Genomic DNA, 21,055 nt, shown 5'->3' with positions numbered 1-21,055 from the left:
GCACGCGCCCTTCGTCTATCGGTTAGGACGTCAGATTTTCATTCTGAAAAGAGGGGTTCGACTCCCCTAGGGCGTGCCACGGTTCCCTCCCCTTTACATCGCTGTTTTAATCCGTTTGAAACTGCGGTTTTGGCTGTGAAAAAGTTGCGTCGAACGCTATTTTTCGTCTTGCGCATTCAGCCGGTCCTGATTAGAAAACGCCGCAGCACGCGCCCTTCGTCTATCGGTTAGGACGTCAGATTTTCATTCTGAAAAGAGGGGTTCGACTCCCCTAGGGCGTGCCACGGTTCCCTCCCCTTTACATCGCTGTTTTAATCCGTTTGAAACTGCGGTTTTGGCTGTGAAAAAGTTGCGTCGAACGCTATTTTTCGTCTTGCGCATTCAGCCGGTCCTGATTAGAAAACGCCGCAGCACGCGCCCTTCGTCTATCGGTTAGGACGTCAGATTTTCATTCTGAAAAGAGGGGTTCGACTCCCCTAGGGCGTGCCACTTTCCCCTTCGCAATGCCGATGAATATCGTTCCCGCACAGCAGGAATTCGCGCCCGTGCGCGAAGTGGAAAAAATAGAAAAATCCTGCATTTAGGGCTTGCACGAATCCGTTGGCCCGATTAGAAGACGCCCACCGCACGCGCCCTTCGTCTATCGGTTAGGACGTCAGATTTTCATTCTGAAAAGAGGGGTTCGACTCCCCTAGGGCGTGCCACGGTTCCCTCCCCTACATGATGGATCAGAACGCCTTTGCAGCGTCCAGCACGCGGAACTGCATGCGCCGGCTGCCCTGCCAGCTGTCGGCGGAAAGCGTTCCTGCAAGATGCACCGCCTGGCCGCGCTCCTTCATCAGGAAAACGCCGAGATCGGCTTCGGCGGCGCGGAAAGCCATGGCATCCATGCGGCCGCCGTCGGGGCCTTCCAGACCGATGCGCAGGTGATTGACGCCGACCGGGCGCACATCGCGGACGCGGTGCGCCGGCAGGGCGAAAATCGGCTGCGGGTGGCCGGAACCATAGGGGCCGGCCTGTTCAAGCTGGTCGGCCAGGGCCAGCGTGGCGCCGCTGGCGCTGAGCGCGCCGTCGATCTTCAACGTTTCCACGGCCACGAGCTCGCGCACGATGCGCTCCGTACGTTCTTCGAAGAAGCCACGCAGCCGGCCGAGATTTGCTCGTTCCACCGTCAGGCCGGCGGCCATCGCGTGACCGCCGCCTTTCACGAGAATGCCTTCGTCCACGGCGGCGCGCACCATGCGGCCCATGTCGAAGCCGCTGATCGAGCGACCGGAGCCGGTGCCCTTGCCGGAGGGGTCGAAGGCGATGGCAAAGGCGGGGCGGCGGAAACGATCCTTGAGGCGCGAGGCGAGCAGACCGACGACACCCGGATGCCAACCCTCGCGGGCGGTGAGAATCACCGAGGCGCTTTCGCCCGTGCCGTATTCCGCCTGCGCTTCGGCCTCAGCTTCGGCGAGCATCGCGGCCTCCATGACCTGGCGCTCGCGATTGAGTTCGTCGAGCTGCTTGGCGATGCGCTCGGCCTCGCCCGGCTCGTCGATCGTCAGGAGGCGGCTGCCAAGCGCCGCATCGCCGATGCGCCCGCCGGCATTGATGCGCGGGCCAACGAGGAAGCCGAGATGATAGGGCGTCACCGGCCCGCCGATGCCCGCCTGCTTCAGCAGCGCCGTCAGGCCGGCATTGCCGAGATGTCGCGCCGCAACCAGCCCCTTCACCACATAGGCACGGTTGAGGCCCTTCAGCGGAACCACGTCGCAGACCGTGGAGAGCGCCACGAGATCGAGCATGGAGAGCAGATCGAAACCTGCGGCCCGCGTATCGCCGCGCGACCGCAAGAGCCGCTGCAGGGCCACCAGCACGAGGAAGACGACGCCCGCGGCGGAAAGATGCCCCTGCCCCGAAAGATCGTCCTCACGGTTCGGATTGACCAGCGCCAGCGCCGGCGGCAGGTCCTCGCCGACCTGGTGATGGTCGAGGACGACGACGTCGATGCCACGCTCGCGTGCCACGGCAAGCGATTCGTGGCTGGTCGAGCCGCAATCGACCGTGACGATGAGCTGCGCGCCGCGCTCGATGAGCTGGGCGATGGCGTTGGGGTTCGGGCCGTAACCCTCGAAAATCCGGTCCGGAATGTAGATTTCCGCCTGGACGCCGAAATGGGCGAGGAAACGATAGAGAAGTGCCGAGGAGGAGGCGCCGTCGACATCGTAGTCGCCAAAGATCGCGACCCGTTCCCCGCGCTCGACGGCACGCGCCAGCCGCTCCACCGCCGCTTCGCAATCCATCAGGCTGTAGGGCTCCGGCATCAGGCGCCGCAAGGTCGGATCGAGAAATTCCAGCGCACCGTCGAACGGCACGCCTCGGCCCGCCAGCACGCGGGAAATCAGGTCCGGCAGGCCATGGCTCTGGCTCATCGCCAGCGCGCGGTTTTCCCCCGCCTGGTCGAGCCGCGCCACCCAGCGCTGGCCGGTCGCCGAGCGCTCGACGCCGAGAAAGGCCCGGCTGACGGGATCTGCGTTTTCCAACATGCTCATGGCGGCTCCTGACAGGCCCTAAAAGACCAGTGCCCGCGCTCCGGCGCAAGGGCGGAGGCGGGCACGGATTTGTTCGCGGTGGAAAGACGGCAATCAGGCCGTCTTCGGGCGCTCGATGCGGATCACCTGCGGTTCGCCGACGAGATAGCCCTCGCTCTTGATCGAAGCGACGGCCTTGCGGACGGAATCCTCCATCGTCGCGTGGGTGACGAGGATGATGGTCTTCGGATCGGTCGTTTCAGCGCTTGCCTGCGCGCGCTGCACGATCGATTCGAGCGAGATGCCGTTTTCCGCCATGTGCTTGGCAATGCTGGCGAAGACGCCGGTGCGGTCCTCGACCGACAGGCGGATGAAATAGCCACCATGATGCTTGCGGATCTGCGCACGCTTGTAGGGTGCCAGCGACGCCGCCGGCCGACCGAGAACCGGCACGGTCTGCGCACCGGGGCGACTCTTGGCGATATCGGCAATGTCGCCAAGCACCGCCGAGGCCGTGGCGTTGCCGCCCGCACCCGGGCCGACCATCAGCAACTCGCCGAGAATGTCCGATTCGATCGCGACCGCATTGGTCACGCCGTCGACCTGCGCGATGACGGAATCGAGGGGCACCATGGTCGGGTGCACGCGCTGTTCGACGCCGGTATCGGTCCTCTGCGCCACGCCGAGCAGCTTGATGCGGTAGCCGAGATCGGCGGCGGCGCGGATATCATCGATCGAGATGTTGGTGATGCCTTCGAGATAGATGTCGTCGGCCGAGATCTTCGTGCCGAAGGCGAGCGTCGTCAGGATCGACAGCTTGTGCGCCGTGTCGTTGCCCTCGATGTCGAAGGCGGGGTCCGCTTCGGCATAACCAAGGCGCTGCGCTTCCTTCAGGCACACCTCGAAGGACAGGCCCTCCTTCTCCATCTTGGTGAGGATGTAGTTGCAGGTGCCGTTCATGATGCCGTAGACGCGGGAAATCGTGTTGCCGGTGAGCGATTCACGCAGCGCCTTGATGACCGGGATGCCGCCCGCGACAGCCGCTTCGTAGTTGAGGATGCAGCCGTGCTTTTCCGCAATGACGGCGAGTTCCACACCGTGGGCGGCCAGCAGCGCCTTGTTGGCGGTCACGACATGCACGCCGCGCGACAGTGCCGCCTTGACCGCGGAATAGGCCGGATCGCCCGCCCCGCCCATCAGTTCCACGAAGACGTCGATCTTGGCGTCACGCGCCAGCGCAACGGCGTCATCGAACCATTCCGCCGACGACAGATCGACGCCGCGGTCGCGGCCCTTGGCGCGTGCGGTAATGGCAACAATCTCGATCGGCCGGCCGCACGTTGTCGTAAGCATGTCCCTGCGTTCGACGAGAATCTTCGCGAGCGAGGCACCGACGGTACCCAAGCCCGCAATGCCGATCTTCAGGGCATCTGCCATGGTCGTGTCCTATGTTTGGGAAGGGAACCCTCCGCGGGTCACGCGGAGGGTGGTGTATCAACGATGGGCGTTCAGCGAGATGACGTTGTGCATCGTCTCGTCCGCCGTTGAGAGGAACTTCTTGATGTTGCGCGCCGCCTGGCGGATGCGGTGTTCGTTCTCGACCAGCGCGAGACGGACGTAATCGTCCCCCATCTCGCCGAAACCGATGCCCGGAGCGACCGCGACATCCGCCTTCTCGACGAGCAGCTTGGAAAACTCCAGCGAACCAAGATGACGGAATTTTTCCGGGATCTTTGCCCAGGCAAACATCGTCGCTGCCGGCGGAGGAACCTCGAAACCGGCCTTGCCGAACGTATCGACCATCACGTCGCGGCGGCGCTTGTAGATGTTGCGCACTTCCGCGATGTCCGAGCCGTCGCCGTTCAGCGCATGCGTCGCCGCCACCTGGATCGGCGTGAAGGCGCCGTAGTCGAGATAGGATTTTACACGCGTCAGCGCCGCGATCAGGCGTTCATTGCCGACGGCAAAGCCCATGCGCCAGCCGGGCATGGAAAAAGTCTTCGACATGGAGGTGAATTCGACGGCGATGTCGATGGCGCCCGGCACTTCCAGCACGGACGGCGGCGGCGCGTCGTTGAAGTAGATTTCCGAATAGGCAAGGTCGGACAGCACGATGATGTCATGCTTCTTCGCAAACGCGATGACGTCCTTGTAGAAATCCAGTGTCGCGACATGCGCCGTCGGGTTCGACGGATAGTTGATGATCAGCGCCAGCGGCTTCGGAATCGAATGGCGCACGGCGCGCTCGAGCGGCGGGAAGAAGCTCTCGTCCGGCTCGACCGACATGGAGCGGATCACGCCACCGGCCATCAGGAAGCCGAAGGCGTGGATCGGATAGGTCGGGTTCGGGCACAGGATGACGTCGCCAGGCGCGGTGATCGCCTGCGCCATGTTGGCAAAGCCTTCCTTGGAGCCGAGCGTCGCGACGACCTGGGTCTCCGGGTTCAGCTTCACGCCGAAGCGGCGGGCGTAATAGGCGGCCTGAGCGCGGCGCAGGCCCGGAATGCCCTTGGAGGAGGAGTAACGGTGCGTGCGCGGGTCCTGGACCACTTCGCACAGCTTGTCGACGATCGCCTTGGGCGTCGGCAGATCGGGGTTACCCATGCCAAGGTCGATGATATCGGCACCACCCGCTCGCGCGCTTGCTTTCAAACGGTTGACCTGTTCGAAAACATACGGCGGCAGACGCCGGACCTTGTGAAACTCTTCCATCTTTAACCCCGTTGAGCGCGAAGCCCCTCCGGCGGCCCTGCCGGACGACGCAAAACTCCGCGCGAATCAAGTGAACGGATACGGACAAAAGCGTTCAAAATGAAGGCGCTCCGCCCGGCCGACGGCCAAGTGGCCGTCATCCGCTTTGCTGCCAAACGGCAAGAAAGGCAAGTGTTAATTCTTGCCTTCGATCTGCGAAAGCGTTGCCTGACCGTGACCATCCCGCAATGCTTGCAATTCAGCGAGCTGGCGGCGGTATTCGGCTTCCGAAATCGCCCCCGAGCGGCGGCGCGCGGCAAGTGACGACAGGCGTGCACTGTAGCTGGCCGCTTCCTCGTCGCTCATCTGCTGCGTTTCGGCGCTGACGATGGCGGTAATGTCCGGATAGACGGCAGAGCGATTGGCGCCGGTATTGACCGTCGAAGCCGTCTCGGTCGTCGAAGCGCAGGAGGCGAAAACGACCGGCATGGCGGCCATGAGAAGGGCGGCGCTCACGCGCCTGATTTCGAACGCCATGGGGACGTATGCTCCTGTCGAAACGACCGGTTCCGGATAATGCCGCTAGAGGCTGTCAGGCCCTTGTAATCTGTTTCGTTCAGAATGTAAAAATACAAAAGTAACAATAAAATCGGGAGGGAACGATGGCCGATGAACGCAAAGCGAATGAACGCGATGCGGCCGGAAACAAGCCCGGTTTACAGGGGTTCGACCCCGCCACGATCGAACCCTATATCGTCAAGGACCCCGAGGCGCTGACGGTCAACCTCGCCCGCACGGTCGAACAACTCGGCAAGGCCGCCTCCGCCTGGCTCGCCCCCCGCGAAAGCGGCGAGAAGGTCGATACCGTGTCCGAGCCGATGGTCGACATGGTCAAGACGCTCTCCAAGGTTTCGGAATATTGGCTGGCGGACCCGCGCCGCACGCTGGAAGCCCAGACCCTGCTGCTTGGCAGCTATTTCAACATCTGGTCGCGCACCCTCAACCGCATCGGCGGCCAGGAAGCCGAGCCGGCACCCGACCCGCACGGCAAGGACAAGCGTTTTTCCGACGAGGACTGGGTGAAGAACCCGTTCTTCGATTTCCTGCGGCAGGCCTATTTCGTGACGTCGGACTGGGCTGAAAAGCTGGTCACGGATGCGGAAGGCCTGGACGAGCATACGCGCCACAAGGCCGGCTTCTACGTGAAGCAGATTGCGAGCGCCATTTCCCCGAGCAACTTCGTCACGACCAATCCGCAGCTCTACCGCGAGACCGTCGCCTCGAATGGCGCAAATCTCGTGCGCGGCATGAAGATGCTGGCGGAGGACATCGCCGCCGGCCGCGGCGATCTGAAACTGCGCCAGACGGACACGTCCAAATTCGCCATCGGCGAGAACATGGCGCTCACGCCCGGCAAGGTTCTGGCGCAAAGCGATGTCTGCCAGGTGATCCAGTACGACGCGACAACGGAAACGGTGCTGAAGCGCCCTCTCCTCATCTGCCCGCCATGGATCAACAAATTCTACATTCTGGACCTCAACCCCGCGAAATCCTTCATCAAATGGGCAGTCGACCAGGGTCACACGGTCTTCGTCATTTCCTGGGTGAACCCGGACGAACGTCATGCGACCAAGGGCTGGGAAGCCTATGCCCGCGAGGGCGTCGGTTTTGCGCTCGACACCATCAAGCAGGCGACTGGCGAAGAAGAGGTGAATGCTATCGGCTATTGCGTCGGCGGCACATTGCTGGCGGCCACGCTTGCCCTGCACGGGCAGGAAGGCGACAAGCGCATCCGCTCGGCGACGCTGTTCACCACCCAGGTCGATTTCACCCATGCCGGCGACCTGAAGGTCTTTGCCGACGAGGAACAGATCGACCTCATGGAGCGCGGCATGAAGGCGACGGGTTATCTCGACGGCTCCAAGATGGCGACCGCCTTCAACATGCTGCGCGCCTCGGAACTCATCTGGCCCTATTTCGTCAACAACTACCTGAAGGGCCAGGATCCGATGCCCTTCGACCTACTCTACTGGAATTCAGATTCCACACGAATGCCCGCCGCCAACCATTCGTTTTATCTGCGGAATTGTTATCTGAACAATACCCTCACCAAGGGCGAAATGGTGCTGGCCGGCAAGACGCTGTCGTTGAAGGACGTCAAGATACCCATCTACAATCTCGCCACCAAGGAAGACCACATCGCGCCCGCGAAGTCGGTCTTCGTCGGCAGTTCGTTCTTCGGCGGCAAAGTCACCTATGTCATGGCGGGGTCCGGCCACATTGCCGGCGTCGTCAATCCGCCGGACAAGATGAAGTACCAGTTCTGGACCGGCGGCCCGGTGACGGGCGAATTCGAGGACTGGGTGAAGAAGGCCGAAGAGACGGCCGGCTCCTGGTGGCCGCACTGGCATGATTGGATCAAAGCCGAGGATGACCGCGTGGTGCCGGCGCGCAAGACCGGCGGCAGCATGAACTCCCTCGAGGAAGCGCCCGGCTCCTATGTGCGCGTGCGTGCCTGAGACGACATGAAGTTCGATCCGCCGCTCGTCTCCGGCACCCTCGTGCAGCGCTACAAGCGTTTTCTCTTCGACGCCATCCTCGACGATGGTTCGGCGATCACCGGCTCTTGCCCCAACACCGGCTCCATGCGCGGCCTGACCGCGCCGGGCTCGCGCATCTGGATGTCGACAAGCGACAGCACGACGCGAAAACATCGCCATCGGCTGGAGCTGGTGGAGGCGGACGACACCGTCGTGGGCGTCAATACCGGCCTGCCGAACCGGCTTGCCGAGGAAGCGATCCGCGCTGGCCTCGTCGCCGATCTCGGCACCTATCCCGTGCTGGAGCGGGAACGGAAATATGGCCGCAATTCCCGCATCGACATCCTGCTTTCCGGCCCCGATCGGCCGGCGGCCTATGTCGAGGTCAAGAACGTGCATTTTCGTCGTAGCCCCGACCTTGCCGAATTTCCCGACACGGTGACGGAGCGCGGCGCCAAGCACCTCGAAGAGCTCGGCGATATGGCGGAGGCCGGCTTTCGCGCCGTCATGCTCTATCTCATCCAGCGCGAGGATTGCGAACGCTTCCGGATCTGCGCCGATCTCGACCCGACCTATGCGGCCGGCTTCCGGCGGGCGCAGGCCCGCGGCGTCGAGGCCTACGCGGTCAAATGTGCGGTTACATCCCGGCAAATCCAGCCCGTGGCGTCGATCGCCATGGACGAACCCGGTGTCGCTGTTTTATGACGGTCTCTACAGATTAGCGAAAGTTCGACCATGGTGACCTATATCGACGCGACCGCCGCGCCGCTGAAGAACACGGGCGTGATCCGCCTCTACGACGCAGATGCCTTTGCCGGCATGCGCAAGGCCTGCCAGTTGACGGCACGCTGCCTCGATGAACTCTATCCGCTGGTAAAGCCGGGGGTGGCCACCGATGTCATCGACCGCTTCGTCTTCGAATTCGGCATGGATCACGGCGCACTCCCCGCCACGCTGAACTATCGCGGCTACACCAAATCCAGTTGCACCTCGATCAACCACGTTGTCTGCCACGGCATTCCCAACGACAAGCCGCTGCGTGACGGTGACGTCGTCAACATCGACGTCACCTACATAGTGGACGGCTGGCACGGCGATTCGAGCCGCATGTATCCGGTCGGCGAGGTCAAACGCGCCGCCGAGCGCCTGCTGGAAGTCACCCATGAATGCCTGATGCGCGGCATCGCCGCCGTCCGGCCCGGCGCCCGCACCGGCGCGATCGGCGAGGCGATCCAGGCCCATGCCGAAGCCGAGCGCTGCTCCGTCGTACGCGATTTCTGCGGCCACGGTGTCGGCCGGCTCTTCCACGATGCCCCGAACATCCTGCACTACGGCCGCGCCAATGAAGGCCCGGAGATGCGCGAGGGCATGATCTTCACCATCGAGCCGATGATCAACCTCGGCCGTCCGCATGTGAAGGTCCTCTCCGACGGCTGGACCGCGGTGACGCGCGACCGCTCGCTTTCGGCGCAATATGAACACACGGTCGGCGTGACGGCGGATGGCTGTGAAATCTTCACCCTGTCGCCCGGCGGTCTCGACCGCCCCGGCCTCCCCGCTTAGGCCGCCCATGACAGGACCGCGCGGACGAAAGGACACGACATCGCCCGCCAGCGCGGGGGACGAGCCTGCGGCCGCAGAGGATTTGTTTCACGACACCGATGAGCGGGGCCATTTCTTCGAACAGCCCGCCCGCACATCAACCGCCAAAGCGGTTCCCATCGAGGAAAAGCACTATCACGGTCACCGCGAGCGGCTCCGGGCGCGTTTCAGCGGCTTTGGCGATGGCGCCCTTGCCGATTATGAAATCCTCGAATTGCTGCTCTTCCGGCTGATCCCGCGCCGCGACACCAAGCCGGTGGCAAAGGCCCTGCTCGATCGCTTCGGCACGCTGTCCGGTGTCTTCGGCGCGACGCCCGCCCTCCTGCAGGAGGTGAAGGGCATCGGTGAAGCGGTGGCGATGGATCTGAAGCTGATCGCCGCCGTCGCACAGCGCACGCTGAAGAGCGAGATCCGCAACAAGACGGTGCTCGCCTCCTGGTCCTCGGTCATCCAGTATTGCCACGCCGTGATGGCGCACGAGCCGCGCGAACAGTTCCGCATCCTGCGTTAAGCATCTGAAAAGATAGCATTACGTCCCCTTCCCTTATGCGGCGCCCTCGATTCTTTTGCGGTCAGTCATAGGACTTTGCAGTCCCTCACCCTTAAATATGTGTTTGCCATCACCATCCCACCAACTACCCCCTGCCGGCACCGAGCCGGCGGGCGCGCCACTGTGCGCTCAACAGGAGACCACAATGAAAGTTCTATATTGCCACCCTCTCCATGGCGCGAAGGCCCGCGACGCGGTCGCGTTCGTCGACGTCGAACTCAACGACCACGTCAGGCTTTACGCCCTGCGACTGGTTAGACAGCCTGACGGTGCTTATCGCCTGTATGCCCCACAGGCTGGCACTCGCCGCACGGCGACGTTCTCTGACCCCATGGCCGAACGGCTGACCGCTCTGGCGGTCGAAGCCTACGAGGCCGCAAATGACCGATAAGACCGACGGCCTCCTCGCTCAGCATCACCTTCTGCTAGCTATCATCCATACGGAATGGGCGACCCGACTAGACCACAAGGTCGCCGCGGTGATCATCGAGCGCTATTTCGGGAAATTCGGAAACGCGCGCGCCAGCCTTCGCTATCTGGCCGAGCGCACCAAGGCCACCCGCCCCAACATCATCGCGTCGGTTCGCCGCCTCACCGACCGCGGAGCCTTCTCTGTTATCCGCGAAGGCGTCGGCACCCGCCCTACGGAATACGCCCTCAATTTCGGTTTTTTTGCTAGTGGTATTGCTGGCGATACCTCTACTAGCGGTATTGTCCACGATACCTCATGCGGTATTGCAGACGATACCTCTAGGGGCTCTAGCGGTATTGCTGGCGATACCGAAACCTACTTACCGAAACCGGCTGACAAGCCGGTCTTACAGGTAAGTAGGAATGTAGATACCCCCGACCCCCTGCCTTCGGATGGCCTAGCGGCCACCGCGGCCGGGTCGCGGGACCCGTTCGAGGGATTCTGGAACGCATTTCCGCGAAAGTATCAGAAACCTAAAGCTCGTTCAGCCTGGAGTAATCTAGCCCCTGATGTGTCTACTGCAGAACGTATCATTGCAGCGGCTAGCGCATGGGCAGCGCACTATGAGAAACACCCGATCGACAAAAAATGGATGCCGACGCCCGCGAATTGGCTTTCCGGCGAGCGCTTCGATGAAGATCTTCCCGAGATCTACAGCGACCCGAAGGAGGCAGCTATTGCTAGGCGCACTACCAAGGCTACATCCGAGCCAGAGAACACTGAAGAGCCGGCCGTAGAATGGTGCGGCGAGATCTCGCCGTTTGTACCGTCCGGCACCCACCGTATCAAGGTTACAGCCGCATCTACGATCGCGGATGGCGACGGCGAACTTCTTTCCCTTGTGCTGGACATCGACGATGGTGGCAGCCTGCTGACCGGAATTTCACATACCTTCCCGATCAGGGCCGGCGATCACGCCGTGCAAGAACGCGGTCAGGCGAACCTTCGCGTTATCTCAAGCGGCCATACCAGCGACGACGTGTTGGATCTCGTCGGAAGCAAGTGCCGTATGTGTGTGGGTAAGGACGGCAGGGTGACGTACCTGCCGTCGGTGCATAACGCCCTGCCGGGACTGGCCGGCCGCATCAAAGCGGCGAGAGCGGCGGGAGCGTTCTCCGGCGAAAGGGCCGCCGCGTAGGGCTTCCACCCCCTTATACCCCCGTTAGAGGTGGAACACCTACCCCCGCCTGGAAGCGGGGTGGAATTCCACCGCCATAATCCCATGAGGACAGCCATTGATCTGACAGCGCTTGCGGCGATATCCAATTCCCGCTTACATCTGGCACACACAATGCTGGGTTGGATATGGCAACTAAAAAATATCAGATTTTCGTTTCATCGACGTTTCGCGACTTAGTAGACGAGCGCCAAGACACGATCCGGAGCATTCTTGATCTGAACCACGTTCCGGCTGGGATGGAGCTGTTTCCCGCAACGGACGTCGAGCAGCTAACCTACATCAAGAAGGTCATAGATGAGTGTGACTACTACCTTCTCATCGTCGGGGGTCGATACGGTTCCCTTGACGCGCAAGGAATTAGTTTCACGGAGCGTGAGTATGATTACGCAGTCGAAACGGGTAAGTTTGTGATCGCCTTTGTCCACGGCAACCCAGGTGCAATCTCCGTGAACAATAGCGACATAGACCCTAGTCTGGCGAAGGCGTTGAACGTATTTCGTAACAAGGTGATGGAAGGGCGCTTGGTCAAGCAATGGACCAATCGAGATGATTTACAAGTGGCCGTCCTCAAATCACTGGTACACGCCTTTAACGCGTATCCGCAGATCGGCTGGATTCGCGGAGATAACGCTGCCAGCAGGGAGACCCTAGAGCAGGCGAACGCCGCCTTGCAGGAAAACGCGAAATTGAGAGCAGCCTTATCAGCGGCGAAAGCGACGCCGATCGTAAAGATCGAAAACCTAGCCGATTTAGATGATTTTTTCGAGGTTAGATATACTTACAAACACGTAATTGCAGGAAAAACTAAATACTTTGACAGAAGCGCGAAATTTACTTGGAGGCAGATCTTTCTCGCCCTAGGAGCGCGGCTCGCAAATCCAAAGACTGAGCATGTCATACTTGATGCACTAAGGATTTTATCCGAGGAAAAGGGCGAGCGAGCACCTTATACGATGAGCGATAGCGATAGATCGACGATAAAGATTCAGTTCATCGCGCTCGGCTTGATTGCGTCAAAAATATCTAACACCACCGAAGGCAAGACCGCCGAGTTCCTCTATTTGACTGATAAAGGGCAGCAGGCCTTTATGATGGGCAAGGTGGTCCAAAGAAAGAGCGAACCTAAATAGGAGATTGGCAGGCCTAGGGGCGCCCAACATCCTCCCGCGCACCGGATCCCGTATCGGAGCCTCAGCAAAAAATGCTCATCCGCAAAATTCGGAATCGGGATTTACGCCGCCCTCCCGCCCGCCGAAGCCAGCAACCTGGCCATCCTCGTCGGGTCCACGAGCGTGCCGTTCTCCAGTTTCATGATTTCGAGTTCGGTGAGGCCGGACAGCACTGGATTTGACGGCGGAGAGTTTTCCTCGAATACTCTTCTTTTCATTGGCGAGAGGATACAAAGTGGAAAACGAAGTAAAAATACCCATTGATCCTTCTGTAGCCCGCCAATTAGATATGCGCAGGTGTATGGCGCGGCTCCATGGCTCGGAACTTACAGTAAGCGGCACGAACGCGGACGAAGTAAGAGAAGTTAGCGAGAGATTGGCGAGGTTTGCTCAGGGAGGAGCGGCGGTGGGGGAGCATCTACAGAGCGCAAAAGGCCTTTTTTATCTAATTATATCGGGAGTCCTCGTCGTATGTTTGGCGTTTATTTTAACCGGCCTGGGGTTGGTTTATCTGGGCGCGTCAGGAGAAACCGAATTGGCGATGTTTGGTTTAAAAATCTCCACCGCAAACGTTGGGATCGTTAGCATTGCGTTGGGAGCCCTCGCTCTAACTATTCTTATTCAAAAGGCTATGCACCACATTCACGCTATTCTTGCGCTCCGAAAGGGGCCTTACGATCGTTGACCTGTCATAGTTTGCCGAGCCGCTTTGTAGGGGCGCCCTAAAGCATAGTGCCGCCCCCCCTCGTCGTGTGATCGGCCCCAGAAGTAGCCTGCTCAATCCCGGGCTGCTTCTGGGGTCTGGTAGAAGGGGGCTATCCAATCCTTGGGGATGCCTCTTCCGACTTACCCGCGTTCCCCACACGTGCGCACAATTTTGAAATCTTTGATTTCCGAAATCAAAAAGGGCGCGGCCCTTATCACGCCTCTGGAATAATGTCTACAGCTATATTGACAAAATTGTAAAAATGCACTAAGGTATAAACGTCGGCGCAACGCTCGCCGATTCCGCAAGGAAGAGCCCGCAAAGGGCCATCAATCCCCTTACCTGCGAGACCCCATGCGAGCACCAGCAGAACACCGCGCCGCGGTTGCGGCTTGGCGCGTACACGCGCCTGCAAACGATTCCGATATCCTCTCCAATCCCCGTCCATCCTCCCCTCGGCACGCTGCACTGTCCACTGACCTGGCTACCCTCCTCAAGTGGAGAGCCATGTCGCGTGAGCCTGAGCCCGGCCTGCGGACCAACTGGTCAATTGTGCCAGCAAATGACAATCGGCCGGAGGAATATCGCGAAGACCTGGAAGTGGTGGAGCCTGAACCGATCCTCATAGAATGTATCCACGAGATACGTCCGCGCGAATCCGAGCTTATCCGAGCAGTAGGCAATGTGGAGTGGCGTGAGTTTCGCCACGCCAACCGTCGGGGTGGCGAAAGGGACAAGATGCCCATTACCGGCGATATCGAAACACGGCCCGTCGACTCGCCCCTCTTCAGCCGCCTGGATAAGGTGGTTCGGCTAGGCGATCTCCGCTTGGGCACGCTTCCCACAGAGGATTGCGGATCTGCCACTCTGCCTGGGAATGACAGGCAGATTATCGCATGGCGCGGTAGACGGCCGGTCGATCGCTTCACGGCAGCGAAGGGCCATGGCGTGGATGAGGACGAGGAGCGCGCAAAACGTGAGCGCCTCGCCGGGTGGCTAGGTTGCGAAGCTGGTTGGCATGTGACAGCCACGAAGGAGAGCCGAGCCGCTGCGCGTGCGCGTGGCGCTCGAGTTCGTGGTCTGCCAACGCCGCCCCTGCCGCCGACCAGCTTACCCCTAGATGAGGCGCGCGCCTTCGCTGGGCTGCCACCCGCAGCGACTACGGACAAGCGCGCCGGACTGCCTCTCGGATCGCCCGACATCGGCAACATCTTCGCGAGTTGGATAAGCGCTCCGAAGAAAGGGAAGTCCGGCTCCGTCGCCACGGACGAATCCGGCCCCGATCGCACTAGCATCGAGGCGCACCTGTCAAAGGATGACGTAGTGCTCCTCGATGCCGCGATCACGGCGCAGAACTTTGAAGAAGTGGGCGCCGTGATCGGCGTTAAGGGCAAGACAGCAGAACGGCGTGGAAAGGCCGAACTCGTTGGCGCGGTGGCCCGGCTGGCGAATGTTCTGGAAGAACTCGCAGCCTAGTCCCTTTCCGCGGACTGGCACGGATTCAATATAGAGGCCCTCGCAGGTCCACCTTGCCCCGCTTCGGCGGGGCTTTTCTTTTCCCCATCCCCGCAGCCGCTGCCGGTAGCGGGTCTGATCGAGCGCCCTGCGGTTTGCGCCGTGGGGCGCCTACGTTTTCCCTAAACATCACACCGAAAGGAGGTCACGTGGCCACCTTAAAGCAAACTTATGTCATTCTCGATGATGTGTTACGGCTGCCGCCCGCCTCGGCGCGTGGTCATGCCCAACGCCTTCGTACTCGCGGTCTGCTACCTGCGCATCAGGGCTTTCCCTCGCAACTGCACGCCGATCACGTCGCCGCCATACTCGTCGCTATAGCAATCGGCTCGCCGGCCGTCGAAGACTACATTTCGATGAGGCCAGGCAATGGGGGGCCCACCTTCGGCAAGGTTCTCGCCCGCTTCGTTGACCGACCAAACGACGTGCTCGATGTCACTCTCGATGCCCATGCACCCGGAGCATCCGTAACGTTCCGCGGCGAAGGTGGTGGCGTTGAAACCATCACTTTCTACCCACCTGAGACCGTCCGCCGCCCCTATTTCGACAAAGAAGTCCGCTTCGGCCCGGAGATTTTCATTCGCATCGCGTCGGCCATCGCTAGCGCCCCTGAGGTCCGCTCAGGCCGCCCGCGCACGCGCGACCGTTACTTCATTAGAAAGGAACGAAATGCCTAAAAAACCCGCACTCGTCCGCAGTTTGGAGTCGGCAGACAACAACTATGCCGCTGCCAAGGAGCTACTCGCTCGACTTAAGGCGGGCGCCTCAAAACTCGACGGCGAGGAGAACGAGCTTCGCTATCGCCTTGCTAACCGTCCCGTCTCTGCTGAGAGGACGAGCCGTGTTGCGGCTCTACTTGGTGACGCCACCCCAGATGATGGCGAGGCACCGGACGGTATCTCCGCCCGCCTGAAGGCAATCGCGGCGGAGCGCGTCGATTTGCGTGCCGCGATCGACATTGCGTCGCAACGCCTCCAGACCGCGAGGCACGCAGCTTCCCGCGCCATTTGCGCAGAAGTGGCTCCAGACTATCGGGAGCGCGTGAAGGCGCTCGCAGATAAGCTGGTGGCGGCCCACGCCGCTCATCAAGAGCTCCTGGAACTTATCGACGACCTGACCCGGCAAGACATCGCATGGGCGGGGGCAATGCCGCCTATGCAAGCGCACGGCGTGTTTGGCCACATGGGCAGCAAGCTAGCCAGTTGGCTCCGCGAAGCGCGAGAGGCCGGCTTTATCGCAGCGAACGACATTCCGAAGGATTTGATCGCATGAAAACGATAATGCCTTCTGGCGCTGGTCGCGAGACCTACAGACAAGAAATGCGAGCGACCGTTGTTGGTGGTAAGGCCGAAGTCCTGCCCGCCGACCCGCGCGAAGTCGCGCGCATCCTGCGGGAACGCCGTTCGAAAACTCCCGCATCTCGTGCGAAAGCGCGCATGACGGCCGAGGCAAAGAAGCGCGGCATCTGATGTGGTTCACCGAGAGCGGCAGACCACCGCGACCAGGCAGCCGCACCATCGCGGGATACGCCATCCAATGGAACGTGCGGTCGTCAGTTCGGCCTGACTACGACGAGGTCTTCATCCCCTACTCTCTGCATCTCTCCTCAGTGACGCCGCTTCGCATCAATCACGACCGCCGGCAATCCGTGACCGATAGTGGGGGCAAATCGTTCCGCCTCCGCTGCGATGATGTGGGATTGTGGGTAGAATTCGACTGTCCCCCCGATACTGAGATCGGTGACCGTCTTCTCCACGGCTCTCGCTTTGGCGGCTTCTCCGGCTGGTCGATCGCCTTTAGAGCTACTCAAGAGTCTTGGGATCGAAGCGGCGAACACCCCTTGCGGGTTGTGCATCGTGCAAACCTCGGCGAGGTATCTATCGTAGACCGCGGCGCACACGTCACCACCCTCGGAGTGGCGGCGAGGATGGCTAGCCGCGGTGGGAGGGGTGGCCACTAGGTCCAGGCCCGTCCGACCACGTACCGCCGCCCTCGTCGAGCGTTAGCCTTAACACAGAAATTTGCCTCGCGCGCGATCACGCATAGCGCGCGCGTGCGAGAAAACATTACGTTTTTTGGCGTCGACCTCAACTTTTGAATTGGAAAAATGTGCGAAAAACTCCAGCGCCGGTTCCCAAAAAAGCGATCCGGGAAGGAAATGGAAGGCCCCAAGGGGGGGCTCGCGTTCCCTCACCACCACCAGAAGCAGGGACCGCCGTGGAACTCGCACGTTAAATCCCGCAGGTTTTCAAGTCGGGTACGCGGGGGGCATCCACTTCCTTCGAAGGGGGACGGTGCGTGCGCTACGCCAGTTAGATTGGCCGTAATGGCGAGGAGGATTTCGATATAAGGCACTATTGAAATACAGCCTTTGTTAACGAAAGTCCTGCCGCAATAGAAAACATGAATGGAGATAACGCTAAGAGCGCTTGCTCTAGCTTTCCCATTCGTGAACCACTTTGGTGCCTAGTGTATTCATTACGCACCTCATCATAGCTCTCCGCTAGCGAAGCGAGGTTCCGTTTTGCCCCGATTAGAGCTCCGCAGCTTGGACTGAGAGTGGAAACGATTTCCGACGGATTGAATTTCTCGTACCCATTCGTTGTTGCCTCCATAGCTTTTGCTTCAATGGCCTGTACCCACGCGAGCGCTGCGGAATAGTCTTGACGCTCCAGCATTTTGCTTGGGTCGCCGCCAAGGTAATCAAGGTCTTTCTGAATCCACTTGCCCATGAGGGAGATGTTATCTCTGAATAGTGAGAGATGGTTGTGAACTCGGACTTTAGCAAACTCGAGGTGGTTCTCAGCCACCCATCGACCAAGCTGCAACCCCGCGGAGAGAATGGCAACCGAGCCGAGCAAGATTGAGGTCACTTCAACATAACGCCAGTTCACCCAGTCGCCTCCCGCACCGACGAGAATGACTAAGGGCGCGACCAAACATCCCAGAAAAAAATATGCAACTATTCGGGCCAAAGCTCTCTCCAACAGCAATCCATGAGAGCTGCTATCCTGCCTTGTTGAAAAAAGTGTAAGCGCCAGAAATCCGCTACTCAATAAGTACGCGGCAGACTTGCTGAGGCGGCGGCCTAAGACGAGCAGGCCGCCTCGAATTCGCGCACTGTTGCCTCATCGTTATCGTCCCGTAACACTGCATCCGCGCCCACCAGGCTGGGGTCGAGCTCCATCGCTTCCCTCGTGTAGGAAGCGACGAAAAACGCCTTCTGGCCTTCCCAAACTTCTCGGCCGTCGACCAGTCCAGGGCACGGCAGCGCTGTTTCGAAGTCGATCTGGAGGTCGTCGGCGGTTGGCTGCGCAGCGGCCAGGGCGAGCGAGATAGCGAAAATATTGAGCATGGCGGGCCTCGTTCGAGAAGGCGCACCTGATCAGATTCAGCGACGCGCGTCGACCGGCCACTAACCAGTTATCCCCAACCCCACATCACTCCCCCCACCCACTGCCGCGACCCTGCGGCGGTGCGCTTTTTCATGGAAATACGATGACAGAACACTTCACCATAGCCTCCGGCGAGCCGTTCCGGGAGGAAATGCAGCTCCCAGATTTCGACCTTGTCGCACACAACGTCACGGTCTTCATCAAGGCCGCCGATCGCGCCGATTTGCGAGTCCTGTCCGCGACGACGGGCAACATCCGCATTGAGGGCCAGTCCCTGCAGGTCGGTGCAGACCTCGGCCTACCTGCAGGCAACTACCTCCTCGACATCCTCTTTGAAAACAAGACGACCGCCCATCTGGCCGTGTCGGCTGGTCACACTCTCAGCATCGGAGACGCCTAATGGCTCGTTTCGCTTCCAATCCCGTCTATCTCGCGTCTCCTGAAAAGGGCGTTGATGGTCGCGGTATCCTTACGGGCGCCCGTGCGCCACTCATGACCGACGGTCGCATTGGCGACTTCTGGCTTGATAGCCGCACCGACCAGCAAAAACTCTACGGCCCGAAGAATGCCGGCGCATGGCCGGATCTCGGCTTCATTAAAGGGAACCGCGGCTGGACGCCGGTCTTTGCCGCTGTGGCCGACGGAGTTCGCCGCGTGCAGCGCGTTGTCGACTGGCAGGGCGGCGAGGGCCCCAAGCCTGCGACCGGCAAATACGTCGGCGCGACCGGCCTCGTGGACGCCATTGGCGACGCTCTCGACATCCGTGGGCCGGAAGGTCCGGAGATGGTAATTGATGCACTTGATGCAGGCGGTGATACCGCAACGTACGATACGCTCGTGCCAGCGGCCGACGCTGGTGATGACAACGTGCGGCGCCCGTTGAAGGAGATGTTTTCGCCGGGTGGTTCGCTGATCTTCAAGACGCTCGCAGACGCGCAGGCAGCGGCGGTTCCTGCACGGATCGACCGTGTCTTCATCAATGAAATTGACGGCTACCGTGTCCGCGTCGATAGCCAGCCGTCTGCCGGTGGAAAGCATCGGAGCGCGGATCGGTTCCTGTCCGACGAACAGGGGACGGATTCCGCGAATGGCGGCTGGTGGGCCGATCTCGCGGATGTGGGGCCGAATCGCATAAGCGCGGCCGCGCAAGCTGCTCTGGACATCGCCGCGGCTCGGGTCGCGGCGGCTGTCGAGTATCCGGTCGTCACGGGCGCCAATTTCACTGCATCGTCTGACGTTCAAGTTTTGCTTTCGACTGCCAACGTCAACGATTATTGGCACTTCGGTTCCATGGTCTATGAGACGGCGAAAAACCGGCTGCATTGGATGTTCAGAAGTGCCGCGGTTCACACGGCCGCAGAAAGCCAGATCATGTACATGTTCAGCGATGACGGCGGCGCGACGCTGTGGTCCTATGACGGTGACGGTGTTCTCGTTTCCGGCCCGTCGGCTGTCGTAGCCTCGCCAGCGGGACGTGATTACCGTGATGTGTGTCTCGGTATCACGCCTACCGGGGACATTCTCGCCATCTACACGGATCTGCCAATCGGCGGAGGGGCCACGCCAGTTCGGCGTATGCGATCGAGGGATAGCGGTAAGACCTGGCAGTCCGAATCCGTAATCTACACGCATTCCTCGACTGGCGCGCGAGCGTACGGGCGCATCAAAGTTGTGCCTGGCGACGGCAAAAGCCGAATGGTTTTCACCATGTACCGCAGTGACACGAATGACGTGCGCCTCTGGCTTTCGGACGACATGGGAGCCACTTGGACTATGGGTGCGGCGCTCTTCTCGGGAAGCGCCGAAAACGAAACGGAGGTTGCCTTCTGGGGGAACGTCGGCGTGGCGATCGGCCGTAAAAATGCGGGCGGCATGTCGGTCGCGGTGACGGAGAACTACGGAGCGACGTGGACGAAGCTTGCTGATGTTCTCGGAAGTGTCACCGCGGACGTCGCGCCTACCGTGGACATTGTCCGAGATCCGTACGGCACAGTCTGGGTTGTTCTTGGCACATGCAGTCGCGCAAATGACACTATGCGCTGGTTCTCCGGAACGCTGAAGGACGTACTCGCCAATGGCGGCGATGGGCTCGATTCGTTTTTCGACAGCGCGACAGACATGCAAGCGACGTCCGGCTACCACGTGCCTCAGCGCCTTCCCAGCGGGGAGTGGGTGGTTTTCGAAGTGAAGGAGGACAATTCCGGTGGCCGCGTGCTTCGTCTTCGGCGGATGCAGATCGAGAAGTCGGTCATGATGGCACGAAAATGGACGCCGCGACTTGTGAGCGGGAGCGTGATGAGCGCCCTCGGAAACGAAGCGACCTACACCTCACAGTTTGGTCGTTATGACCGTCTGGGTGATCTCATCCGGTTCGAAGGATACCTGCAGATCGCCACGAAGGGCACGCTCGCCGACGCCAACAATCCCCGGCTGACCATGCCTGGTGCAGGCGTTCCGTCTGGGTCGCAACTTGTACTGCGTCCGGCTGTGTTCGTGCCGCACTTCAGCAATGGGAACCTTCCCGCGGGCAATTACCTCAGCGGTGCCCAGGCACTAAATGGGCAGGGAACCGCTGCCCTTTATCGCAGCGGACCTACCGGTTCTACCGCAATGGTGGTGACCGAGATCAATGCGACCTTCGCGGTGCGATTCTCCGGGTCGTACTACGCGGCGGTGACGAACTAACGCCCTGGGGCGGGCCGGCTTCGGTCGGCTCGCC

20 protein-coding genes, 4 tRNA genes and 1 pseudogene are annotated in these 21,055 nt (G+C 60.7%); 19 read left to right on the top strand and 6 right to left on the bottom strand.

The features are described 5' to 3' along the window. Positions 1 to 4 precede the first annotated feature (4 nt). From ACT6VE_RS23270 to ACT6VE_RS23255, 4 genes are all read left to right on the top strand, one after another. Positions 5 to 79 (top strand) — tRNA-Glu (locus tag ACT6VE_RS23270). A gap of 130 nt (positions 80 to 209) precedes the next feature. Then, positions 210 to 284: transfer RNA gene (locus ACT6VE_RS23265), tRNA-Glu, on the top strand. A gap of 130 nt (positions 285 to 414) precedes the next feature. After that, positions 415 to 489, top strand: a tRNA-Glu gene (locus ACT6VE_RS23260). Positions 490 to 629: 140 nt separating this feature from the next. After that, positions 630 to 704, top strand: a tRNA-Glu gene (locus tag ACT6VE_RS23255). A gap of 24 nt (positions 705 to 728) precedes the next feature. On the opposite strand, the gene recJ is transcribed toward ACT6VE_RS23255, so the two are convergent. From recJ to ACT6VE_RS23235, 4 genes are all read right to left on the bottom strand, one after another. Then, positions 729 to 2,537: a single-stranded-DNA-specific exonuclease RecJ gene (gene recJ, locus ACT6VE_RS23250; RefSeq protein WP_444800750.1), complete on the bottom strand. Its 1,809-nt coding sequence runs from the start codon at positions 2,535 to 2,537 to the stop codon at positions 729 to 731. Positions 2,538 to 2,630: 93 nt separating this feature from the next. Then, the gene (locus ACT6VE_RS23245; RefSeq protein WP_444800749.1) at positions 2,631 to 3,953 is read right to left on the bottom strand and encodes a homoserine dehydrogenase; all 1,323 of its coding nucleotides are present in this window, start codon (positions 3,951 to 3,953) and stop codon (positions 2,631 to 2,633) included. A gap of 57 nt (positions 3,954 to 4,010) precedes the next feature. After that, the gene (locus ACT6VE_RS23240) at positions 4,011 to 5,228 is read right to left on the bottom strand and encodes an LL-diaminopimelate aminotransferase (protein WP_444800748.1); all 1,218 of its coding nucleotides are present in this window, start codon (positions 5,226 to 5,228) and stop codon (positions 4,011 to 4,013) included. A 174-nt stretch (positions 5,229 to 5,402) separates the two neighbouring features. Beyond that, a complete protein-coding gene (locus ACT6VE_RS23235; protein ID WP_444800747.1) occupies positions 5,403 to 5,744 on the bottom strand; it encodes an SHOCT domain-containing protein in 342 nt (113 codons plus the stop codon). Between the two features lie 125 nt (positions 5,745 to 5,869). On the opposite strand from ACT6VE_RS23235, the gene ACT6VE_RS23230 reads away from it, so the two are divergent. From ACT6VE_RS23230 to ACT6VE_RS23170, 13 genes and pseudogenes are all read left to right on the top strand, one after another. Continuing rightward, positions 5,870 to 7,726, top strand: coding sequence for a PHA/PHB synthase family protein (locus tag ACT6VE_RS23230; RefSeq protein WP_444800746.1), 1,857 nt, complete (start codon positions 5,870 to 5,872; stop codon positions 7,724 to 7,726). Between the two features lie 6 nt (positions 7,727 to 7,732). Beyond that, entirely contained in the window at positions 7,733 to 8,452 is a 720-nt protein-coding gene (gene sfsA, locus ACT6VE_RS23225) for a DNA/RNA nuclease SfsA (RefSeq protein ID WP_444800745.1), read from the top strand. Between the two features lie 30 nt (positions 8,453 to 8,482). After that, positions 8,483 to 9,310: a type I methionyl aminopeptidase gene (gene map / locus ACT6VE_RS23220; RefSeq protein ID WP_444800744.1), complete on the top strand. Its 828-nt coding sequence runs from the start codon at positions 8,483 to 8,485 to the stop codon at positions 9,308 to 9,310. A 7-nt stretch (positions 9,311 to 9,317) separates the two neighbouring features. After that, a pseudogene (locus tag ACT6VE_RS23215) lies at positions 9,318 to 9,854 on the top strand (JAB domain-containing protein); the annotation flags it as partial. A gap of 190 nt (positions 9,855 to 10,044) precedes the next feature. Further along, a complete protein-coding gene (locus tag ACT6VE_RS23210; protein ID WP_444800743.1) occupies positions 10,045 to 10,290 on the top strand; it encodes a hypothetical protein in 246 nt (81 codons plus the stop codon). Next, positions 10,280 to 11,509 carry a hypothetical protein gene (locus ACT6VE_RS23205; RefSeq protein WP_444800742.1) on the top strand — a complete coding sequence of 410 codons (1,230 nt, stop codon included), beginning with the start codon at positions 10,280 to 10,282 and terminating at the stop codon, positions 11,507 to 11,509. The genes ACT6VE_RS23210 and ACT6VE_RS23205 overlap by 11 nt, the downstream gene beginning before the upstream one ends. A gap of 167 nt (positions 11,510 to 11,676) precedes the next feature. Next, the gene (locus tag ACT6VE_RS23200) at positions 11,677 to 12,681 is read left to right on the top strand and encodes a DUF4062 domain-containing protein (RefSeq protein WP_444800741.1); all 1,005 of its coding nucleotides are present in this window, start codon (positions 11,677 to 11,679) and stop codon (positions 12,679 to 12,681) included. A gap of 274 nt (positions 12,682 to 12,955) precedes the next feature. Then, positions 12,956 to 13,405: a hypothetical protein gene (locus ACT6VE_RS23195; RefSeq protein ID WP_444800740.1), complete on the top strand. Its 450-nt coding sequence runs from the start codon at positions 12,956 to 12,958 to the stop codon at positions 13,403 to 13,405. A 528-nt stretch (positions 13,406 to 13,933) separates the two neighbouring features. Continuing rightward, entirely contained in the window at positions 13,934 to 14,902 is a 969-nt protein-coding gene (locus ACT6VE_RS23190; RefSeq protein ID WP_444800739.1) for a hypothetical protein, read from the top strand. Positions 14,903 to 15,090: 188 nt separating this feature from the next. Continuing rightward, complete coding sequence (locus ACT6VE_RS23185; protein ID WP_444800738.1) at positions 15,091 to 15,618, top strand: hypothetical protein; 528 nt, start codon at positions 15,091 to 15,093, stop codon at positions 15,616 to 15,618. Then, on the top strand, positions 15,611 to 16,213 hold the full coding sequence (locus ACT6VE_RS23180; RefSeq protein WP_444800737.1) for a hypothetical protein: 603 nt from the start codon (positions 15,611 to 15,613) through the stop codon (positions 16,211 to 16,213). Before ACT6VE_RS23185 ends, ACT6VE_RS23180 begins: the two co-directional genes overlap by 8 nt. Continuing rightward, on the top strand, positions 16,210 to 16,410 hold the full coding sequence (locus ACT6VE_RS23175; RefSeq protein ID WP_444800736.1) for a hypothetical protein: 201 nt from the start codon (positions 16,210 to 16,212) through the stop codon (positions 16,408 to 16,410). The genes ACT6VE_RS23180 and ACT6VE_RS23175 overlap by 4 nt, the downstream gene beginning before the upstream one ends. Then, a complete protein-coding gene (locus tag ACT6VE_RS23170) occupies positions 16,410 to 16,901 on the top strand; it encodes an HK97 family phage prohead protease (RefSeq protein WP_444800735.1) in 492 nt (163 codons plus the stop codon). Before ACT6VE_RS23175 ends, ACT6VE_RS23170 begins: the two co-directional genes overlap by 1 nt. A gap of 394 nt (positions 16,902 to 17,295) precedes the next feature. On the opposite strand, the gene ACT6VE_RS23165 is transcribed toward ACT6VE_RS23170, so the two are convergent. Both ACT6VE_RS23165 and ACT6VE_RS23160 read right to left on the bottom strand, forming a co-directional pair. Continuing rightward, positions 17,296 to 17,916 carry a hypothetical protein gene (locus ACT6VE_RS23165; RefSeq protein ID WP_444800734.1) on the bottom strand — a complete coding sequence of 207 codons (621 nt, stop codon included), beginning with the start codon at positions 17,914 to 17,916 and terminating at the stop codon, positions 17,296 to 17,298. A 113-nt stretch (positions 17,917 to 18,029) separates the two neighbouring features. Next, positions 18,030 to 18,296 carry a hypothetical protein gene (locus ACT6VE_RS23160; protein WP_444800733.1) on the bottom strand — a complete coding sequence of 89 codons (267 nt, stop codon included), beginning with the start codon at positions 18,294 to 18,296 and terminating at the stop codon, positions 18,030 to 18,032. Positions 18,297 to 18,439: 143 nt separating this feature from the next. Between ACT6VE_RS23160 and ACT6VE_RS23155 the strand changes: the two genes are divergently transcribed. Both ACT6VE_RS23155 and ACT6VE_RS23150 read left to right on the top strand, forming a co-directional pair. After that, complete coding sequence (locus ACT6VE_RS23155; RefSeq protein ID WP_444800732.1) at positions 18,440 to 18,736, top strand: hypothetical protein; 297 nt, start codon at positions 18,440 to 18,442, stop codon at positions 18,734 to 18,736. Then, the gene (locus tag ACT6VE_RS23150; RefSeq protein ID WP_444800731.1) at positions 18,736 to 21,021 is read left to right on the top strand and encodes a sialidase family protein; all 2,286 of its coding nucleotides are present in this window, start codon (positions 18,736 to 18,738) and stop codon (positions 21,019 to 21,021) included. Before ACT6VE_RS23155 ends, ACT6VE_RS23150 begins: the two co-directional genes overlap by 1 nt. Positions 21,022 to 21,055: the final 34 nt, after the last annotated feature.

Origin of the sequence: Shinella sp., assembly GCF_052438155.1 — a bacterium.
GTDB lineage: Bacteria > Pseudomonadota > Alphaproteobacteria > Rhizobiales > Rhizobiaceae > Shinella.
This window is presented reverse-complemented; position numbering and strand designations above follow the sequence as displayed.

Coding starts and splice junctions, on each gene's coding strand:
- ACT6VE_RS23230 (WP_444800746.1), top strand. CDS start 5,870: ATGGCCGATGAACGCAAAGCGAATGAACGCGATGCGGCCGGAAACAAG.
- ACT6VE_RS23175 (WP_444800736.1), top strand. CDS start 16,210: ATGAAAACGATAATGCCTTCTGGCGCTGGTCGCGAGACCTACAGACAA.
- ACT6VE_RS23180 (WP_444800737.1), top strand. CDS start 15,611: ATGCCTAAAAAACCCGCACTCGTCCGCAGTTTGGAGTCGGCAGACAAC.
- ACT6VE_RS23170 (WP_444800735.1), top strand. CDS start 16,410: ATGTGGTTCACCGAGAGCGGCAGACCACCGCGACCAGGCAGCCGCACC.
- ACT6VE_RS23200 (WP_444800741.1), top strand. CDS start 11,677: ATGGCAACTAAAAAATATCAGATTTTCGTTTCATCGACGTTTCGCGAC.
- ACT6VE_RS23245 (WP_444800749.1), bottom strand. CDS start 3,953: ATGGCAGATGCCCTGAAGATCGGCATTGCGGGCTTGGGTACCGTCGGT.
- recJ (WP_444800750.1), bottom strand. CDS start 2,537: ATGAGCATGTTGGAAAACGCAGATCCCGTCAGCCGGGCCTTTCTCGGC.
- ACT6VE_RS23150 (WP_444800731.1), top strand. CDS start 18,736: ATGGCTCGTTTCGCTTCCAATCCCGTCTATCTCGCGTCTCCTGAAAAG.
- ACT6VE_RS23210 (WP_444800743.1), top strand. CDS start 10,045: ATGAAAGTTCTATATTGCCACCCTCTCCATGGCGCGAAGGCCCGCGAC.
- ACT6VE_RS23160 (WP_444800733.1), bottom strand. CDS start 18,296: ATGCTCAATATTTTCGCTATCTCGCTCGCCCTGGCCGCTGCGCAGCCA.
- ACT6VE_RS23205 (WP_444800742.1), top strand. CDS start 10,280: ATGACCGATAAGACCGACGGCCTCCTCGCTCAGCATCACCTTCTGCTA.
- map (WP_444800744.1), top strand. CDS start 8,483: ATGGTGACCTATATCGACGCGACCGCCGCGCCGCTGAAGAACACGGGC.
- ACT6VE_RS23240 (WP_444800748.1), bottom strand. CDS start 5,228: ATGGAAGAGTTTCACAAGGTCCGGCGTCTGCCGCCGTATGTTTTCGAA.
- sfsA (WP_444800745.1), top strand. CDS start 7,733: ATGAAGTTCGATCCGCCGCTCGTCTCCGGCACCCTCGTGCAGCGCTAC.
- ACT6VE_RS23190 (WP_444800739.1), top strand. CDS start 13,934: ATGTCGCGTGAGCCTGAGCCCGGCCTGCGGACCAACTGGTCAATTGTG.
- ACT6VE_RS23235 (WP_444800747.1), bottom strand. CDS start 5,744: ATGGCGTTCGAAATCAGGCGCGTGAGCGCCGCCCTTCTCATGGCCGCC.
- ACT6VE_RS23155 (WP_444800732.1), top strand. CDS start 18,440: ATGACAGAACACTTCACCATAGCCTCCGGCGAGCCGTTCCGGGAGGAA.